The sequence below is a fragment of the Duganella sp. Dugasp56 genome, assembly GCF_047304105.1.
In the GTDB taxonomy this organism is placed as follows: Bacteria; Pseudomonadota; Gammaproteobacteria; order Burkholderiales; family Burkholderiaceae_D; genus Rugamonas; species Rugamonas hordei.
In genome coordinates this window covers 49,218-66,145 of the sequence record NZ_JBGLYQ010000022.1, presented here as the reverse complement: position 1 = coordinate 66,145, position 16,928 = coordinate 49,218, and the positions used below count along the sequence as shown (strand labels likewise).

Genomic DNA, 16,928 nt, shown 5'->3' with positions numbered 1-16,928 from the left:
CATGAACCATGAAACTTGTGCGCGCCTCATTGCGGACGCGCGCTCAAGTGCCAGTCCAGCGAGCCGTCGCTGTCGCAGAACAGCACCTCGCCGCCGTTGGGCGTGCCGCGCAGGCGCTGCTTGATGTCCTTGGGCGGCAGCAGCGCCAGCGAGGCGCTGTCGGCCAGATAAGGCATGGTGCGCACGGTGGTCTCGCCGCTGACCATGTGCAGGCCGCAGCGCGCATGGCCGGACGCCTCCTGCTTCTGTTCGATCACGCGGGCCAGGCGGTCGGCCAGCAGCTTTTGCTGCGTCTGGCCGGCCTGCAGATCCTCGCGCAGCTTGGCGATGGCCTGCAGCTCGGCCGCAACCGCCGCCGCGATCTTGCGCAGATGCAGACCCTGCTCCGGCGTCAGCTGCAGTTCCTGGTTGCGCAGCTTGGCCGCCAGCGCCAGGTAGCGGCGCACGTCCGGCACGGCGGCGATGCGGTCGATCTCTTCCTGGAAGCCTTGGTTGGCCTGCGCGAAAGCGGCGACCCGCTGATCCAGTTCGGCGATCTCCTCGTCGAATTTGCTGACGTCGCGCACCAGCACGTAGACCACCATTTCGGTGCGGCGGCGCGGTCCGGCATTTTCGATTTCGACATTGCGGCCGGCCACCGCGCAGCCCTCGGCCACCTCGATGCGGATCTCGTCGGCGACGATCTCGCAGTTGGAGGCCTCGCCCACCGTCACGCTGGTGCCGGAGATGACGCAGTTCTCGGCGCGGCCGATGACGATCTTGCCGCTGCGGGTGTGGATCACCGAATTGGAGGCGACGCCGGTCACGGTCACGTCGCCGGCCACGTTGTTGACGCTGCCGCTGACCAGGTTCTGGTCCAGCACCACGGTGCCGCCGCGCGAATTGATATGGCCGTAGACGTTGCCGTGCACCGTGATGTCGCTGCCGGTGACTTCCTTCTGCTCCTGTACGTCGCCGTATTCCTCGTAGGCGCCGGCCAGCTGCAGGTTGCCGGTGGTGCGCCCGCTGACGCCTTCCGTGCTGACGATCTTGTCGGTGATGGAGATGCGGCTGGACTTCGGATCGACGCTCAGGAAACCCTCGCGGGTCGACACCAGGTACTCGCCGTCCTCCAGCATCTTGGCCTCGGTGCCGTCGCCGGCGTAGAAGCGCAGCGTCAGGTCCTTGGGCGGCTCCGGCGCCGTGACCTTGCCGGCCAGGTCGAAGCCCGGCTGGCCCGGCACCGGCGGCAGCTTTTTCAGCAGCCGCACATTGGGCTTGATCTGCGGGAAGCGGTTCTGGAAACTCTGCAGGTCGATGCGGCCGTCGGCCTTGGCCTTGGGCGCGTCGCTGCGGTGCAGGTCGGACGACACCTCGACCACGGTCGCGTCCTGGCCGGCCGCCGGTTCCAGGTCGGTGGCGAAGGTGATGCGGTCGGCCTTGGTGGAGGCGATCGCCGCCGCCACCGCCGCCACCTCGATGCCGAACAGGATGCCCTTGTTCCACATCTCGGCGACAAACTCGTCGACGTCGAGCCGGGTCTGGCGCTCCGGTATCACGGTGCCGTCGGGCAGCACCATCTCGTCCAGGAACAGCGGCTCGAAATAGTATTCGGCGTACCCGCGCCCCATCTTGGGATTCTTGTACAGCGGGATGCGCTGCTCGTCGATCGCGCGCATCTCGGCCGCCAGCCGCACCACCTTGGCGTTGCCGAAGTCGGGGCCGACGCCGTACAGCGCCTTGATCAGCACCGGATAGTTCAGGCCGACAAAATAATAGTGCGAGTGGAAGACTTCGTTGATGGCCGCCGTCAGCGTCAGCGGCGACAGCGTCAGGTCGATGTAGATGCCGTCCGGCCGGCTCAGCAAACCGACGGGCAAGCCGCGTCCCGGAGCCGGGGACTCCTGTCCAGGTACTGGGACGGCAGGTACCGCATCGTGAGCCACTCTTATCCTCCGGACAACAGGAATGCCAAAAGGCAATTACGTGTAATTAATTAATATTACACGCAGAGTGGCCGAATGGAAGCGAAATTCGTGTCGTGAACGGGGTGAGTGTGAACTTATTGCTACAGATCAATATTGAATCAATAACATTAATGACGCGGCGGGTTGGCGTAGATGTCCTGGCCCACTTCATTGATCTGGCGGCGCAGGTCGCGGCGCTCGTCGGGAGTCAGGCGGCCGACGCGGCGGCTCATCTCCGCATTGCGGCCGGCTTCCTGCATCGCGCGGCGCTGCTCTTCGGCGCGCGCCTCGTAGCTGCGCGGATCGAGCTGGCGCGGGTCGGCCTGGCGCTCGGCCTGCTGGCGGGGTTGTGCCTGCTGCTGCACATGCTCCCGGACCGGGGCATTGCGCTGCTCTTCACGGCGCGGACCCTCACCGGAATCGGCCTGGGCCAGCGATGCGCCCAGCAGTCCGCAGCACAACAGCGCGGCGCCCATGGAGGATCGAACGCAAAAAGATGCGCTTGCTGCCGCGTGTATTTTTTTGTGATCGATGCCCATGGCGTTCCTAAAAAGCTGAATCTATGCCCAGAGTGTATGATGCTTTACCTGAGGGGGTAAGACGAATTGGGTAAAGTTTGTAACACTTTGTAATGGGTGGTCACAGACGTTTTCGCAAGACGATTATGACGTTACCATAGCAACATGAATATGACAAATCTGGCAGGCAAATGACTAGCACAACGACAGAATCCGGCAACACCCCGGTTAATCAAAATGGCCACCAGGCCAAGATTATGGTAGTGGACGACGACGTCCGCCTGCGCGACCTGCTGCGCCGCTACCTGACCGAACAGGGCTTCAATGTCTTCACCGCCGAGAGCGCCACGGCGATGAACAAGCTGTGGCTGCGCGAGCGCTACGACCTGCTGGTACTGGACCTGATGCTGCCCGGCGAGGACGGCCTGTCGATCTGCCGCCGCCTGCGCGGCGCCGGCGACCAGACGCCGATCATCATGCTCACCGCCAAGGGCGAGGACGTGGACCGCATCGTCGGCCTGGAAATGGGCGCCGACGACTACCTGCCCAAGCCGTTCAACCCGCGCGAGCTGGTGGCCCGCATCGGCGCCGTGCTGCGCCGCCGCGGTCCGGACGAGATTCCCGGCGCGCCGTCGGAAACCCCGCAATCGTTCGAGTTCGGCCAGTTCGTGCTGGACCTGGGCACGCGCACGCTGAAGAAGAACGGCGAAACCGTGCCGCTGACCACGGGGGAGTTTTCGGTACTGAAAGTATTCGCCCGCCACGCGCGCCAGCCGCTGTCGCGCGAGAAGCTGATGGAACTGGCGCGCGGCCGCGAATACGAGGTGTTCGACCGCAGCCTGGACGTGCAGATCTCGCGCCTGCGCAAGCTGATCGAGCCCGATCCGTCGAGCCCGCTGTACATCCAGACCGTCTGGGGCCTGGGCTATGTGTTCATTCCGGAGGGGCAGCCGCGCTAAGGCGCGGAAGCGCACATGAAGTTTCCATCGAAGTTCCCCTTCACGTTTCGCGTGGCCAGCCTGAAAAGCGGCCTGTTCTGGCGTACCTTCTTCCTGCTGGGGGCGCTGACCACCACCAGCATGACGGCCTGGGTCGGCATGATCAGCGTGGTGCAGCACGAGCCGCAGGTGCAGCAGATCTCCTCGCAGGTGATCTCGGTGGTCACCATCACCCACGCCGCCCTGACCCACTCCGCGCCCGAACTGCGGCGCGAGCTGCTGTTCGACCTGGTGTCGAACGAAGGCATCCGCGTGTTCCCGCTGGAGGAAGACGACAAGGTCGAGCCGCCGCCCGACAACGCGCTGATGCCCGACATCCAGAAGCTGGTCAAGGCCAAGCTGGGCGAGGACACGCGCTTCTCGGCCCAGGTCAACGGCGTGTCCGGCTTCTGGGTCAGCTTCAAGATCGACGACGACGCCTACTGGCTGATGCTCGAGCGCGAACGCATCCGCGGCCTGACCGGCATCCAGTGGCTGGGCTGGGCCAGCGTGGTGTCGGTGGTGTCGCTGCTGGGTGCGGCCTTCATCTCCAGCCTGATCAACCTGCCGCTGCGCCGGCTGACGCAGGCCACGCGCGCCTTCGCCCAGGGCAAGCGCCCCGATCCGCTGCCGGAAAAAGGCCCGCTGGAAATCATGGAGGCCAACCGCAGCTTCAACCAGATGGTCGACCAGCTGCAGCAGGTGGAGTCGGACCGCGCCGTGATCCTGGCCGGCATTTCGCACGACCTGCGCACGCCGCTGGCGCGCATGCAGCTGGAAGTGGAGATGGCCAACCTGTCCAACGACGCGCGCGAGGGCATCCAGTCCGACATCGGCCAGATGGACGCCATCATCGGCCAGTTCCTCGACTATGCCAAGCCGACCGAGGCGTCGAGCTTCACCAACGTCGACATCAGCGAACTGCTGAGCGACACCGCGCGCGAAGCGGAGCGCCTGCCCGACGTGCACATCCGCACCGACATCGCCGCCAACGCCCACGTGATGGGCAATCCCACCGACCTCAAGCGCGTCATCAACAACCTGATCGAAAACGCCCGCCGCTACGGCAGGACGCCCGACGCCGAGTTCACCGAGATCGACATCAAGTGCAGCGTCAAAGGCATGCACACGTCGAAGCGGGTGACCATCGAAGTGCAGGACCACGGCGCCGGCGTGCCGGACGACCAGATCGAGCAGCTGCTCAAGCCCTTCACGCGGCTGGACACGGCGCGCGGCCAGGCCAACGGCGCCGGCCTCGGGCTGGCCATCGTCGACCGCGTGCTGCTGCGCCACGGCGCCGAGCTCCATGTGCGCAACCGCGAAGGCGGCGGCCTGCAGATCCAGATCGTGATGAAGGCGGCATGATGCGCGCAGCTTTATCGATGGCCGCAGCGCTGCTGGTCGTCGCGCAGGCAAGCTCAACCGCAACCGCAGCCGCGCCGCCGCGCATCGAACAGCGCCAGCCCACGGCCGAGGAGCGCGATTCCTTCGACGACTATTTCCGCGAAAAAACCGCCGCCGAAGCCCACGGCGCGCAGCCGGTGCTGCCGCTGTTCGCGCCCGCCTTCGACATCGAACGCCAGCGCGGCAAGCCGTGGCAGGTGATCGCCCGCGTCGATTCGGCGCCGCGCCACTCGGCCGTCGACCTGTGCCGGCAGATACGCTCCAGTTTCATCTATGACGCCGGCGCGCCCAAGGGACGGCGCTGGACCGAGTCGGCCCAGCCGCCGGAATGGTATGTGTGGCTGGCGAAACCGGCCACCGCCTGCACCGCCGCCCGCTACACCGTGCTGATGGATAAGACCTTGCCGCCGGCGGACGTGGTGGCGCTGCTGCGCCAGCACCGCGAGTTGCTGCTGCGCGCACGCCTGCTGTTTGCCGGCAACTCGCAATGCGCCCGCCAGCGCGCGCTGACCTTCCGCCTCAGCGCGCTGGAACCGGCGGCGCCGACGCCCGGTGCGCCGGTGATGTTCGGCCTGGTGTTCAGCAGCGACCGCGACACCGTGGCCCGCGTCGCCGTGCGCAAGAGCCGCGGCGAATACACGGCCTGGAACGTCAGCTGCGGTTGACGCTGCGGTTGATCGGATGGTCGGCCGGCTCGAGCAGCTTGGTCAACAATAACTCCGCCGAACCGTAGCCGTACAGCGAATCCGTTTCCAGCCCTTGTGTATCATAGGGTACGGACTCCTCGCGTTCCGACCGGCTCGGGTCGGCATCCGAATATGTCACGCGCCAGGCGCGCTTGAGGGCGTCGGCGCGGCGCAGGAACTGCGGCACCGGCCAGCGCGCGGGATCCCAGTCGGGCGCGTCGCCCAGCACGCGCCAGTGGCCGCTGGCCAGCGCCATGTCGCCCACCCGCAATATCTTCACCGCGTCCTGAGGCTGCAGGGTGCCCAGCTCCTCCAGCGTCGGCAGGCGCGTCAGCTTGGGGCCGAACAGATACGCCAGCATAATCTTACTTCCCGGCGACAAACGCGCCACCAGTCCCCAGCCATACCCGCCATCCAGCAGCGGCACCGCAAACCAGCTTCCCTCTTGATACGACTGCCTCATTCCTACCCTTTCACTTGCACGATGCAGTAACGATTCACCAAAATGCACTGACATGATGGCGCCTCCGCTATTGGCTGTGACTGCTTCGTTGGCGCCCTGGGGCGCAAATCGCAAGTGTAGCGGCGCGGCGCGGAATACGTCGCACGCCATCGCTACGGCCGGGGTCGCGCCAGGTTTGTGCTAAACTACCGCTTCGCTAGGGGTCCTGGGACATTGTTTCCGGGTGAGAGATACCCTTCGTACCTGATCTGGATAATGCCAGCGAAGGAAAGCGCAAAGTGGTTCTCCCCTCCTTTGATGGCTCTCTTCCGCGGCCCCAGCCGAACAAGAAGAGAGCAGACAATGTACAACCCAAAATTCGCAGTATCCACCATCGCCCTCGCGGTGTTGCAGGCTTTTCCTGGCGCCGCCATCGCCGAAACCGCCGCCGACCAGCCCATGACGGAAGTGGTGATCACCGCCGCCAAGGCGCAGGCCACGCGCGCCTCCGTCGCCGGCTTCTCCAACGCGCCGCTGCTGGAAACGCCGGCCTCGGTCAGCGTGCTGACCGCCGAGCAGATGCTGGACCTGCAGATCCGCTCCACCACCGACGCCGCCCGATACGACGCCAGCATCAGCGACGCCTACAACGCGGTCGGCTACTCGGAACAGTTCTCGATCCGCGGCTTCAAGCTCGACAACGCCTCCAGCTACCGCAAGGACGGCATGGCCATCCCCGGCGACACCCAGATCCCGCTGGAAAACAAGGAGCGTCTGGAAGTGCTCAAAGGCCTGTCCGGCCTGCAGGCAGGCGTGGCCGCGCCCGGCGGCATCGTCAACTACGTCACCAAGCGCCCGACCGATACGCCGCTGCGCACGGTGGTGCTGGAAGAGCGCGAGCGCGGCACCGTCTACGGCGCCGTCGACCTGGGCGGCCGTTTCGAGGACACCCGCTTCGGCTACCGCATCAACGCCGCCGCCGAGCGCCTGCGCTCCTACATCAAGGGCGCCGACGGCAACCGCAAGTTCGTCTCGGCCGCCTTCGACTGGCGCATCTCGCCGCAGGCGCTGCTGCAGGTCGATGCCGACTACCAGAAAAAATCGCAGACCACCGCTCCCGGCTTCCAGCTGCTGAACAACCTGACCCTGCCCAATATCGAGGCGGACAACATGCTGAACAACCAGCCGTGGAGCCGTCCGGTGGAGACCACCAGCAGCAACGTCGGCGCGCGCTTCGAATACAAGTTCACGCCCGACTGGAGCACCACGCTCAGCGCCAACCAGCACACCTTCAAGCGCGACGACTACACCGCCTTCCCTTACGGCTGCGGCGCCCAGGACCTGTATCCCGGCTTCTGCGGCAACGGCGACTACGACGTCTACAACTACATCAGCCTGGGCGAGAAAAAATCGCCGCTGACGGTGCAGGCGCTGGTCCAGGGCCGTTTCGCCACCGGCTCGCTGAAGCATGAGTTCACTGGCGGCGCATCGCTGTTCAAGAACAGCGAAAAATGGGGCGACTACCTGTACGACCTGTCGGGCACCAGCAATATCTACCATCCTGTGGTGGTCGCGCCGGCGCCCGGCACCAGCGGTCCGGTTTCCGAACGCCGCCGCGACAACGAACGGGCCGTGTTCGCACAAGACATCCTGAGCCTGACCGAGCAGCTCAAGCTGCACGCGGGCGCGCGCTACGTGCAGGTCAAGCGCGACGAATACGTCGGCACCGACGACAACGGCGCGGTGCTGCCGTACGCGCACACCGACGTCGGCTTCTGGCTGCCGAACGTGGCGCTGGTATACAGCGTGCGTCCCAACGTCTCCGTCTACGCATCGTATGCGCAAGGCCTGGAGCATGGCGGCGTGGCGCCTATCGGCACCGGCAACGAACGCCGCGCGCTCGATCCGGGCAAATCCAAGCAGGTGGAGCTGGGCATCAAGGCCGACATCCGTCAGGACCTGAGCGCCACCGTGGCGTTGTTCCAGATCCGCAAAGGCCTGGAATACACCGACGCGCAGAACTTCTATGTGCGTAACGGCCAGGCGCAGAACCGCGGCCTGGAGGCGGCGTTGAACGGACGAGTGACGCGCGACCTGACGGTGGGCGTATCGGCCACCGCGCTCAACACGCAGCAGCGCGACACCGGCAACGCAGACATGGACGGCAAGCGGGTGACCGACGTCGCCGCCTTCAAGTCGTCCGTGTACGCGGATTACGCCGTACCGCAACTGGCGGGCCTGAAGCTGGGCGCCAACTGGCAGTACTCGGGCAAGAAGGCGTTCGACGCGGCCAACACGGTGTTCGTGCCGGCCTACCATGTGCTGAACCTGAGCGGCTCGTATGCGACGCGCGTGGCCGGCATGGCCACCACCTTCCGCGCCGGCATCGACAATGCGCTGGACAAGTTCTACTGGCGCGACGTCACGCCGGACCTGGGCGGCTACCTGATGCCGGGTGCATCGCGCACCTTCCGCGTCTCGGCGCAGCTGGACTTCTAGAAAATGAGCTGCGCGCGCATCGAGAAGCTCTTCGCTGCGCGCGCCGAATTCCTGCCGATCAGGTAGGCGAATTCATACTTCAGTTCCTGCTTGCCGATATCCACATGGCCCAGCACCGCCGGTCCCGCGCGGTGCGACTGCTGCCGGTAAGGCAGCCAGTCATTCCATTTCCCCACTTCGCCGAAGGCCTGCACGCCGGGCTGGAACCACGGCTTCCAGTGATGCTTGACCTGCAGCTGGTAAGTCAGCTCCAGCGGATGCTCGCCGCCGCCCTCGACCCGGACGTCGCGCTGGAAGAACAGGTTGGCGTTGAATTGCGTGCGGCCGATTTCCGTCTGCAGCACCGGCCCCGCTTCCAGCGCATAACCGTCGGCGCTGTCGCGTGCCTTGGTGACCTTGGTGTGCAGCGCCAGGTCGAAATCGTACTGGCCTTGCGTCAGCATGAAGTCGTTCTGCCAGGCGGTTTCCGCCCATTTTTTACCGCCGCCGTTGAACTGGAACCACTGCGCGTACAGCTCCGTGTACCAGCGCGACGTCACGCCGTAGCCGAAACCGATTTCCGGCGCTGCGGTGGTAAATCCCTTGTAGTGGGCGTTCCAGTATTTGTAGTCGATGGACGCCTGGCCTTCCACATCGTAGGTGGAAACCAGGTAGTAGCCGGTATCGGCCAGCGCCAGCGGGGACGCCAGCATCAATAACGCCGCCAGCCGCCTTTTCATAAATGTTTTTCCACCCAGGATAAGCGTTGATCGAGTTCACCCGACACCAGCAGATAGGGTATCCCACGCGCGGCCAGTTCGTCCAGCAGCATACGATAGATGATGGCGGTGACTTCCTCGCTGTCGCGCTGCAGGCCGTCGGCCACCCAGGGAATATCCGGCGAGGCCACCAGCGTCATGGCGTAATCCTGCGGATGGCGGTCCGCCAGCGGCGCCAGCTGGTCGTCGATGCCGCCGAAATAGTGGCGGCTGTAGACCGCCGTCATCAGCGGCGCGGTGTCGCAGAAAAGATATTTGTTGGTTCCGCCACTGGCTGCGGCCGCGTCCTCGCGGTCGCGCTGGGTGGCGGCGATGTGGAACTGGTCGGCGGCCACCGGCACCCTGCCCTCGGTGTCGACGAACTCGCGCAGGTATTCGGGCACCCACAGCGTCTGGTGACGCATGGCCAGCGTCTCGGCCAGCGTCGATTTGCCCGACGACTCGGGGCCGAGTATCGCCACGCGCAGCGGCGGCGCGTTCATTCCAGCGCCATGCGCCGGCCGGCGCCGCCGTCCGCACTCTGGCCGTCTTCGCTCCAGGCGCGCAGGCCGATCACCGCCATGCCGACGAAGACCGCGTACAGCACCGCTGTCAGCATCAGGTGCTTGTGCAGGTATAGCGCCACGTACAGCACGTCGACGATGATCCATACATGCCAGTTCTCGATCTTTTTACGCGACAGCAGCAGCTGTCCGACCAGGCTACCGGCGGTCAGGAAACCATCGGCGTTCGGCACGTCGGTATCGGTGTACGACTTGAGGAACCACGCCAGCAGCGCGAAGCCCACCAGCCAGCCGGCGGCGGCGCTCCAGCGGCCGCGCGCATTGAGCGCGGTGACGGGCAGCCGGTCATGGCTGTCGTCGCCGTGCAGCCACTGGTACCAGCCATAGAAGGACACCGTGATGAACACCAGTTGCAGGCCCATGTCGCCATACAGGCGCGAGCCGAAAAACACCAGGCCGTAGGTGACCGACGAGATGATGGCGAACAGCCAGCCCCAATGGCTCTGGCGGATGTTCAGCCACACCGTGGCCACCGACAGGATGAAGGAGACCAGTTCCAGCGGAGTCGTGACGAAGCCCGCCAGGTGCCAGAGCGTATTCGCGTAACCTAATAGAACCGATAGCTCGTTCATTATTTTTTTTGCGCCGGGTATTTGATGGTCATCTCCTTGAGCACGTTATCAGCGTGATCCACTTCGCTCATGATCCACAACATATAACGGATATCCATGTGTATGGCGCGGGTGATATCGCGGTCGAAGTACCAGTCCTTGGTGATGGACTCGTAGGTCGAATCGAAATTCAGGCCGATCAACTCGCCGTTCCTGTTCATCACCGCCGAGCCGGAGTTGCCGCCGGTGGTATCGGCGCTGGTCAGGAAATCGACCGGCACGGTACCCAGCACCGGATCCTTGAATTGCCCATAGCGCTTGGCCTTGATCGCATCGAGCAGCTTTTGCGGCGCGTTGAACGGGTCCTTGCCGGTATGCTTCTCGACGATGCCTTCGACCGTGGTGAACGGGCCCTTGGTGATGCCGTCCTTCGGCGAGTACGGCGACACGGTGCCATAGGTCACGCGCAGCGTCGAATTCGCATCAGGATACACCGGTTTGCCCTGCGACTTCTTCCACGCGATCACAGCCTGCATGTATTGCGGGATCACGCGCTCCAGATTGCCGTCCAGTTCCTTGCGGCGCTCCTTCAGCGACTCGGTCACATCGTCCAGCTTGACGGCCAGCTGCAGGAAGGCGTCGTCCGAAGCGGCGATGGCGGCGGCATCCTTGCCCACCCACGCCAGGCGCCTGGCGGTATCGCCCAGTTCCGTCTTGCCGTACATCGCCGGCACCGCGTCAACCGCCGGCAGCAATGCGTCCATGCCGGCTACGTGCATGGACTTCGGCAGCCTGGCGTAGCGCTGCAGCGCGGCCGCGAAGCGCGCCTGGTCGACGCTGCCCACGTAAGACTGCTCCAGACGGTTCAGGCGGGCCTTGATAAAGGTCAGGTCGCGCTGCTGGTAGCCGCTTTCCCGTTCCGCGTCCGGCTTGGCGTTTTCGCGCGCCAGGCGGTACAGCGTGGCGGCGCTTTTCAGCAGGTCGCCGGTGGTGGCCACGCTGTAGCCGAATTCCTCGTCGGCCAGCGCGATGTCGGCGGCGATCGCCGCGTCCAGTTCCGCCAGCAGCGTTTTCGACACGCCCGGCTGCTTCGCATACCACGCGCGGAACTCGGCGTCCTGCACGTCCTTGATGGCGGCGATGTCCTTGCGCGCAAAGCCGTCCAGCAGGCCCTGGGTTTTCTTCATCACGTTGTTCATGCTCTTGTCGACGCTGGCATAGCGCACGGCGGCGGCGGCATTGCCCTTGACCGCGGCGGCGATCACGTCCAGGTCGGCCTGGATCTCGGCCACCTTGGCCGGATAGGCGCTGTCGCGCGCGGCGCGGATTTCCGACGGCAGCTTGTAGCGGCCGGTGCGGCCCGGATAGCCGGCCAGCAGCACCGGATCGCCGTTCTTCAAGCCGGCGGCCGACACCACCAGGAAGTCCTTCGAGTGGTAAGGCACGTTGTCCGGCGACGGGTCGGCCGGACGGCCGTCCTTGCCCACGTAGGCGCGCAGGAAGGAATAGTCGCCGCCCTGGCGTGGCCACTCGTAGTTGTCGATGTCGCCGCCGAAGTTGCCGATCATGTCGGCCGGCGCGTACACCAGGCGCACGTCGCGTATCATCATCTGGCGGATGCGGTAGTACTCCAGGCCGCGATGGAAGGCCGGCACCGAGCAGCGGTAGCTCTTGTCGGCCTCGCATTCGGCGATCAGCGCCTTGACGGCTTTTTCCACCGCGTCGTGGCGCTGCCTGCCGCTCATCGACGCGGTCACGCCCTTGAGCACGCGGTCGGTGACGTTTTCCACCTTGTCGGTCACGTAGACCAGCGTGTTCGGGCCGCCCGGCAGCTCTTCGGCGCGGGTCCTGGCCAGGTAGCCGTCGACGATGTAGTTATGTTCGGGGGTCGAGTTGCGCTGGATCGCGCCGTAGGCGCAGTGGTGGTTGGACACCACCAGCCCGTCGGGCGAGACGAAGGAGGCCGAGCAGCCGGGCAGCGCGACGATGGCGCTCATCGGGTGCTTGGACAGGTCCGCCAGTTTTTCGGCCGGGATCGTGATGCCGACGCGTTTCAGTTCGGATTTCAGTTGCGGCAGCTGGTACGGCTGCCACTGGCCTTCGTCGGCCTGTGCCGCTGCGGCGCTGATCAGCGCCATCGGCAGTACTAGATATTTTAACAAGAGCGCCCCCAGGATAAATGCTGGCGGCAGTATATGCCTTATGCGAGGTCCAAGTCTATTGTCAGCGTACAACCTCCGCCCGGCACGTAGAGGCCCAGGTCCAGGCGCCCGCCCAGCGCGGCCACCCGCTGCGCCATGCCGATCAGGCCGAAGGACTCGCTCTTGCCGCGATGCTGGGGCGCGAGGCCGATACCGTTGTCGGCGATGGTGAGGCGCAGGCGGCCGCCCTGCTCCGCCAGCGCGATGTCGACCCGGCTGGCGCCGGCGTGACGGCGCACATTGCTCAGCGCCTCCTGCAGCGCGCGGAACAGCACGATCTCCATCTCGGGCTTGATGGCGGCGAACACCGGCTCGGCGGGAAGCATCAGCGTGCACGCCAGGCCGCTGCGCTTGCGGAACTCGCCGGCCTGCCATTCGAGGGCCGCCTGCAGGCCCAGGTCCAGCACCGCCGGCCGCAGCTCGTTCATGATGCCGCGCACGTTGCGGATGGTGGTGTCGACGTTCTCCAGCACCGCTTCGACGCGGTTGTGCAGCCGCACATGGCGCTCGCCGGTGCGCGCGCTGAGCATTGAGACGTCGATGCGCAGCGCCAGCAGGTTCTGTCCCAGCTCGTCATGGATGTCGCGGGCGATGCGCGTGCGCTCGTCCTCCTTGACCGTTTCCAGATGCTCGGCCAGCTTGCGCAGCTGCTCGCGCGATTCCTGCAGGTCGGCCTCGGCGCGCTTGCGCTCCGCCACCTCCTGCGTCAGGCGCAGGTTGGCCTCGGTCAGCGCGGCGGTCCGCTCGACCACGCGCGCATCGAGCTCGCGCGACAATTGCAGCAGCGCCGCCTCCGCCTGCTGGCGCGCGGTGATATCCGAGAACACGCCGATGAACGCATTGATGCCGCCATGCTCGTCGCGTATCACCGTCAGCGACATGTGCGCCACGTACGGCGTGCCGTCGCGCCGCTGGTTGTGCACCTCGCCCTGCCATTTGCCGTAGGCGCGAAGGCAGCGCATCGCCTCCGCATGGTAGCCGGCCGCATGGGCGCCCGGGCGCCCGAGGAAGCGTGGATTGCGGCCCAGCACCTCCTCCACCGGGTAGCCGGTCAGGGCGGTGAAGGCGGGATTGACGGAGACGATGTTGTTGTCGGCGTCGCACACCAGCACGCCCTCGCCTATGCTGTCGAGCACCTGGAAGGCGCGCCTCCGCGCCGCCTCGCGCCGGTCGGCCGTGCCCATGTCGGTCAGGATCACCCGGCACCTGCGGGCCTCGGCATCGAGGTTGGCTTCGATGTGGACCTGGCGCGGCTCGGCCGGCGCGCCTGTGGCAGCGCCGGCATGGCGGTCGAAAAGCGGCACCTCCAGCACCGCGCGCGCGCCATGCTCGAACAACTGCCGCAGGAACAGCCGCAAGGCCGCCTGCGCTTCCGGCGCGACGAATTGTTCGAAGCGCTTGCCCGGCAATTCCTCGCGCGGGCAAGCCAGCAGCTCGCCGGCCGCATGGTTGGCACGCAGCACGCGGCCCTCGACATCGAGCGACAGGTAGCCGGCCGGCGCCTGGTCGTACAGCATGGCGTAGCGGTCGCGTCCCGCTTCGGCCTGGTCGCGCTCGGCCTGCAGTTCGAGCAGCGCAGTGTTCTGCATGTCCAGCTCGATCTGGCTGACCTGCAGTTCATGCCAGCGCCTCAGCTCATCGCTGTCGGCGTCCGCCGACGTCAGCTGGGCGGTCGGCAGCGCCGATACCGTCAGCTCGGCGATGCGCCGCAGCTGGACCGGATCGAGTTCGGGACGCGGTCGCCTTGGCATGCTAGTCCTCGCCCTTTTGCATCGACCGCAACTGCGCCTCCAGCTGTTTCGATTCGGTGATGTTGATGAAGGTGACCACCACGCCGTCGATGACATTCTCCACCGTCCGGTAGGGCATGATGCGCACGGTGTACCAGCCGCCGTTGCGGGTCGGGATCTGGCGCTCGCGGAACACCAGCGTGCGCAGCACCTCCCGCGCGTCCGCCTCCAGGTCCGGGTACTGCAGGTCGTTGACGATGTCGCTCAACGGGCGGTTTACATCGCCGGGGATCAGCTTGTAGATCTGGGTGCTCTGGTCGGTGAAGCGGCGGATGCGCAGCGCGCTGTCGAGGAAGATGGTGGCGACGTCGGTGCTGTTGAGCAGATTCTTCATGTCGCCGTTGACCAGCGACAGGTCGTCGACCTTCGATTGCAGCTCGGCGTTGACGGTGTACAGCTCCTCGTTCAGCGACTGCATCTCCTCCTTGGAGGTGGTCAGTTCCTCGTTGGTCGACTGCAGCTCCTCGTTGGTCGACTGCAGTTCCTCGTTGGCGGACTTGAGTTCTTCGCGCGAGGCCTGCATCTCGTCGCGCACCGCCTGGATCTCCAGCCGCGCCTGCGCCAGCTGCTGCTCCAGCTCCAGCACCTGCGGATTGCTGGAGCGCGGACGGCGCTTCGCCGGCGGCAGCGGCACGGTGGCAAGGGTCAGCAGCACGGTGCCGGCCAGGGAGCCGCCTTCCGTCATGGACTCGGCGGTCAGGTCCACCGCCTGCGAGGGCTTGCCCTTCTCGTCGCGCTGGATCAGACCGCGCACCGCGATCATGTCGCTGGACTGCGAGGCCCGCTTCAGCAGGTCGGCCAGCTCGTGCCGCAGGCTGTCGCGCGCCATCGCGTGGATGTTCCAGTTGGCCTTGCCGGCGGCCGGCTCCAGATAGGCGCCGGTGCGGCCGTGGATGTACAGGATGTCGCCATTCACGTTGAGCAGCACGGCGGCCGGCGCATGCTTCTTGAGCAGCATCTGCTCGACCTGGGTTTGAAGATTACCGTTCATGGAAGGATCACTGGGTTCGCTGGCTGGAGGAATCGACACGCTGCTGACGCGCGTAGGAAAATAATTGGCGACACGATGAATGGAGGCGTCGAGCCGCCGGTAGATGCGGCCCGCGCCGCTGGTCGGCGCGAACAACTCGTTGAAATGGCCGGGAGTATCGGCGCTGCCCAGCATCAGCAGCCCACCGGTCTTCAAGGCGTAATGGAACAGCGGTATCAACTGTTCCTGCAGCTTGGCCGTGAAATAGATCAGCAGGTTGCGGCAGCACAGTATATCGAGCTTGGTGAACGGCGGGTCGGAAATGATGTTCTGGCGCGCGAAGATGATGGTGTTGCGCACGTCCTTGCGGACGCGGTAGCCGCCCTTCTCGGCCGGCATGAAGTAGCGCTGCAGCAGCGCCGGGCCGACGTGCTCCTCGATGCCGGCGCCGAACACCCCCTGGCGTGCCCGCTCGATGGCGTCGTCGTCGAGATCCGTGGCGAAGATCTGCAGCGTGTACTGCGCCGCCGGGCGCAGCTGCCCCAACACCTCGTTGAAGGCGATCGCCAGCGAATACGCCTCCTCTCCGGTCGAGCAGGCAGGCACCCAGGCCTTGAAGGCGGCGCCGTTCGGATGATCCGCCAGCAGTTGAGGCAATGCCGTCGCCATCAGGTAGTCCCACACCTTGGGATCGCGGAAGAAGTTGGTGACGCCGATCAGCAGCTCCTTGAACAGCAGCTCGACCTCGATCGGGTTGTTGTGCATGAAGCCGACATATTCGGGCAGCGAGGCGCACTGGCACAGCTTCATGCGGCGGTCGATGCGGCGCAAGACGGTACTGAGCTTGTAGTCGGAAAAATTGGCGCCGGTCTGCTGGAGCAACAACTGGAACAGCTGTTGCAGCGCGTCGCGCTGCGCGGTGGCCTGGGCCGGCAGGCCCGCGTTCTGCGTGTCGCGCCAGGAAACCACATGCAGCGCCATGTCTGTCGGCAGGGCCACGACATCGACCACGCCGGCTGCGATGGCGTTGGCAGGCATCGGATCGAAGCGCGCCGACGACGGCAGCTGGGCCAGCGTCAGCCCGCCGGCATCGCGGATCGCGGCCAGACCCAGCGTGCCGTCCGAGCCCATGCCGGAAAAAACGATGCCGACCGCCTTCTCGCCGCAGCGCGCCGCCAGCGCCAGGAAGAAGTTATCGATCGGCAGGCGGTGACCGCGATCGCCCGCCGGCGGCAGCACGGCGAAACGCTCGCCGTCGAACCCCAGATCGCGGTTGGGCGGGATCACGTAGACGTGATTGGCTTCGACCGCCATGCCGTCTTCGACTTCGCATACCTTCATGCGGGTGACACGCTGCAGCAACTCGGGCAGCATGCCTTTGTGGAGCGGATCGAGGTGCTGCACGACGACATAGGCACAAGCGCTGGCCGGCGGCACGCTGGCGAGGAATTCGCAGATCGGATCGAGCCCGCCGGCGGACGCGCCGACGCCGACGACCGCGATCGTCTCATCGGCAGCAGCAATGGGGGCGGCTTGTTTTGTCATCGTGGCGCGGCAACCTACCGGAGCGACCCCGCACTGGCGACCAGGCGTTTCGGGAAAGTAGTCTTTGTTTACATCTTG

General features: G+C 65.6%; 13 protein-coding genes and 1 riboswitch. Of the genes, 4 read left to right on the top strand and 9 right to left on the bottom strand.

All coding sequences use genetic code 11. The features are described 5' to 3' along the window. Positions 1-26 precede the first annotated feature (26 nt). A complete protein-coding gene (locus ACCD07_RS16770; RefSeq protein WP_413448001.1) occupies positions 27-1,859 on the bottom strand; it encodes a flagellar assembly protein A in 1,833 nt (610 codons plus the stop codon). A gap of 215 nt (positions 1,860-2,074) precedes the next feature. Then, positions 2,075-2,485: a hypothetical protein gene (locus ACCD07_RS16765; protein ID WP_413448000.1), complete on the bottom strand. Its 411-nt coding sequence runs from the start codon at positions 2,483-2,485 to the stop codon at positions 2,075-2,077. Between the two features lie 236 nt (positions 2,486-2,721). Here ACCD07_RS16765 and ompR point away from each other — a divergent pair, with 236 nt between their 5' ends. The 3 genes from ompR to ACCD07_RS16750 are packed head-to-tail and all read left to right on the top strand — an operon-like array spanning position 2,722 to position 5,510. Next, positions 2,722-3,423, top strand: coding sequence for a two-component system response regulator OmpR (ompR, locus tag ACCD07_RS16760; RefSeq protein ID WP_353402978.1), 702 nt, complete (start codon positions 2,722-2,724; stop codon positions 3,421-3,423). Between the two features lie 15 nt (positions 3,424-3,438). Next, on the top strand, positions 3,439-4,806 hold the full coding sequence (locus ACCD07_RS16755) for an ATP-binding protein (RefSeq protein ID WP_176651745.1): 1,368 nt from the start codon (positions 3,439-3,441) through the stop codon (positions 4,804-4,806). Further along, entirely contained in the window at positions 4,803-5,510 is a 708-nt protein-coding gene (locus ACCD07_RS16750; protein ID WP_413447999.1) for a hypothetical protein, read from the top strand. The genes ACCD07_RS16755 and ACCD07_RS16750 overlap by 4 nt, the downstream gene beginning before the upstream one ends. On the opposite strand, the gene ACCD07_RS16745 is transcribed toward ACCD07_RS16750, so the two are convergent. Then, the gene (locus ACCD07_RS16745) at positions 5,497-5,994 is read right to left on the bottom strand and encodes an Imm26 family immunity protein (protein ID WP_176651746.1); all 498 of its coding nucleotides are present in this window, start codon (positions 5,992-5,994) and stop codon (positions 5,497-5,499) included. The genes ACCD07_RS16750 and ACCD07_RS16745 overlap by 14 nt on opposite strands. 188 nt (positions 5,995-6,182) lie before the next feature. Next, positions 6,183-6,281, top strand: a riboswitch (TPP riboswitch). A gap of 55 nt (positions 6,282-6,336) precedes the next feature. On the opposite strand from ACCD07_RS16745, the gene ACCD07_RS16740 reads away from it, so the two are divergent. Beyond that, positions 6,337-8,472, top strand: a complete 2,136-nt coding sequence (locus ACCD07_RS16740) for a TonB-dependent siderophore receptor (RefSeq protein WP_413447998.1) — start codon at positions 6,337-6,339, stop codon at positions 8,470-8,472. On the opposite strand, the gene ACCD07_RS16735 is transcribed toward ACCD07_RS16740, so the two are convergent. From ACCD07_RS16735 to ACCD07_RS16710, 6 genes are read right to left on the bottom strand one after another with little or no spacing between them, the layout of a single operon-like run. Continuing rightward, positions 8,469-9,191 (bottom strand): hypothetical protein, encoded by a 723-nt coding sequence (locus tag ACCD07_RS16735; protein WP_353402951.1) that lies wholly within the window; start codon positions 9,189-9,191, stop codon positions 8,469-8,471. The two genes, ACCD07_RS16740 and ACCD07_RS16735, sit on opposite strands and share 4 nt — an antisense overlap. Further along, a complete protein-coding gene (locus tag ACCD07_RS16730; RefSeq protein ID WP_353402950.1) occupies positions 9,188-9,712 on the bottom strand; it encodes an ATP-binding protein in 525 nt (174 codons plus the stop codon). The genes ACCD07_RS16735 and ACCD07_RS16730 overlap by 4 nt, the downstream gene beginning before the upstream one ends. Continuing rightward, positions 9,709-10,365 carry a nicotinamide riboside transporter PnuC gene (pnuC, locus tag ACCD07_RS16725; RefSeq protein ID WP_413447997.1) on the bottom strand — a complete coding sequence of 219 codons (657 nt, stop codon included), beginning with the start codon at positions 10,363-10,365 and terminating at the stop codon, positions 9,709-9,711. Before pnuC ends, ACCD07_RS16730 begins: the two co-directional genes overlap by 4 nt. After that, positions 10,365-12,506, bottom strand: coding sequence for a S46 family peptidase (locus tag ACCD07_RS16720; protein WP_413447996.1), 2,142 nt, complete (start codon positions 12,504-12,506; stop codon positions 10,365-10,367). The genes pnuC and ACCD07_RS16720 overlap by 1 nt, the downstream gene beginning before the upstream one ends. A 38-nt stretch (positions 12,507-12,544) precedes the next feature. Next, the gene (locus tag ACCD07_RS16715) at positions 12,545-14,296 is read right to left on the bottom strand and encodes a PAS domain S-box protein (RefSeq protein ID WP_413447995.1); all 1,752 of its coding nucleotides are present in this window, start codon (positions 14,294-14,296) and stop codon (positions 12,545-12,547) included. Between the two features lies 1 nt (position 14,297). Continuing rightward, positions 14,298-16,850 (bottom strand): chemotaxis protein CheB, encoded by a 2,553-nt coding sequence (locus ACCD07_RS16710; protein ID WP_413447994.1) that lies wholly within the window; start codon positions 16,848-16,850, stop codon positions 14,298-14,300. Positions 16,851-16,928: the final 78 nt, after the last annotated feature.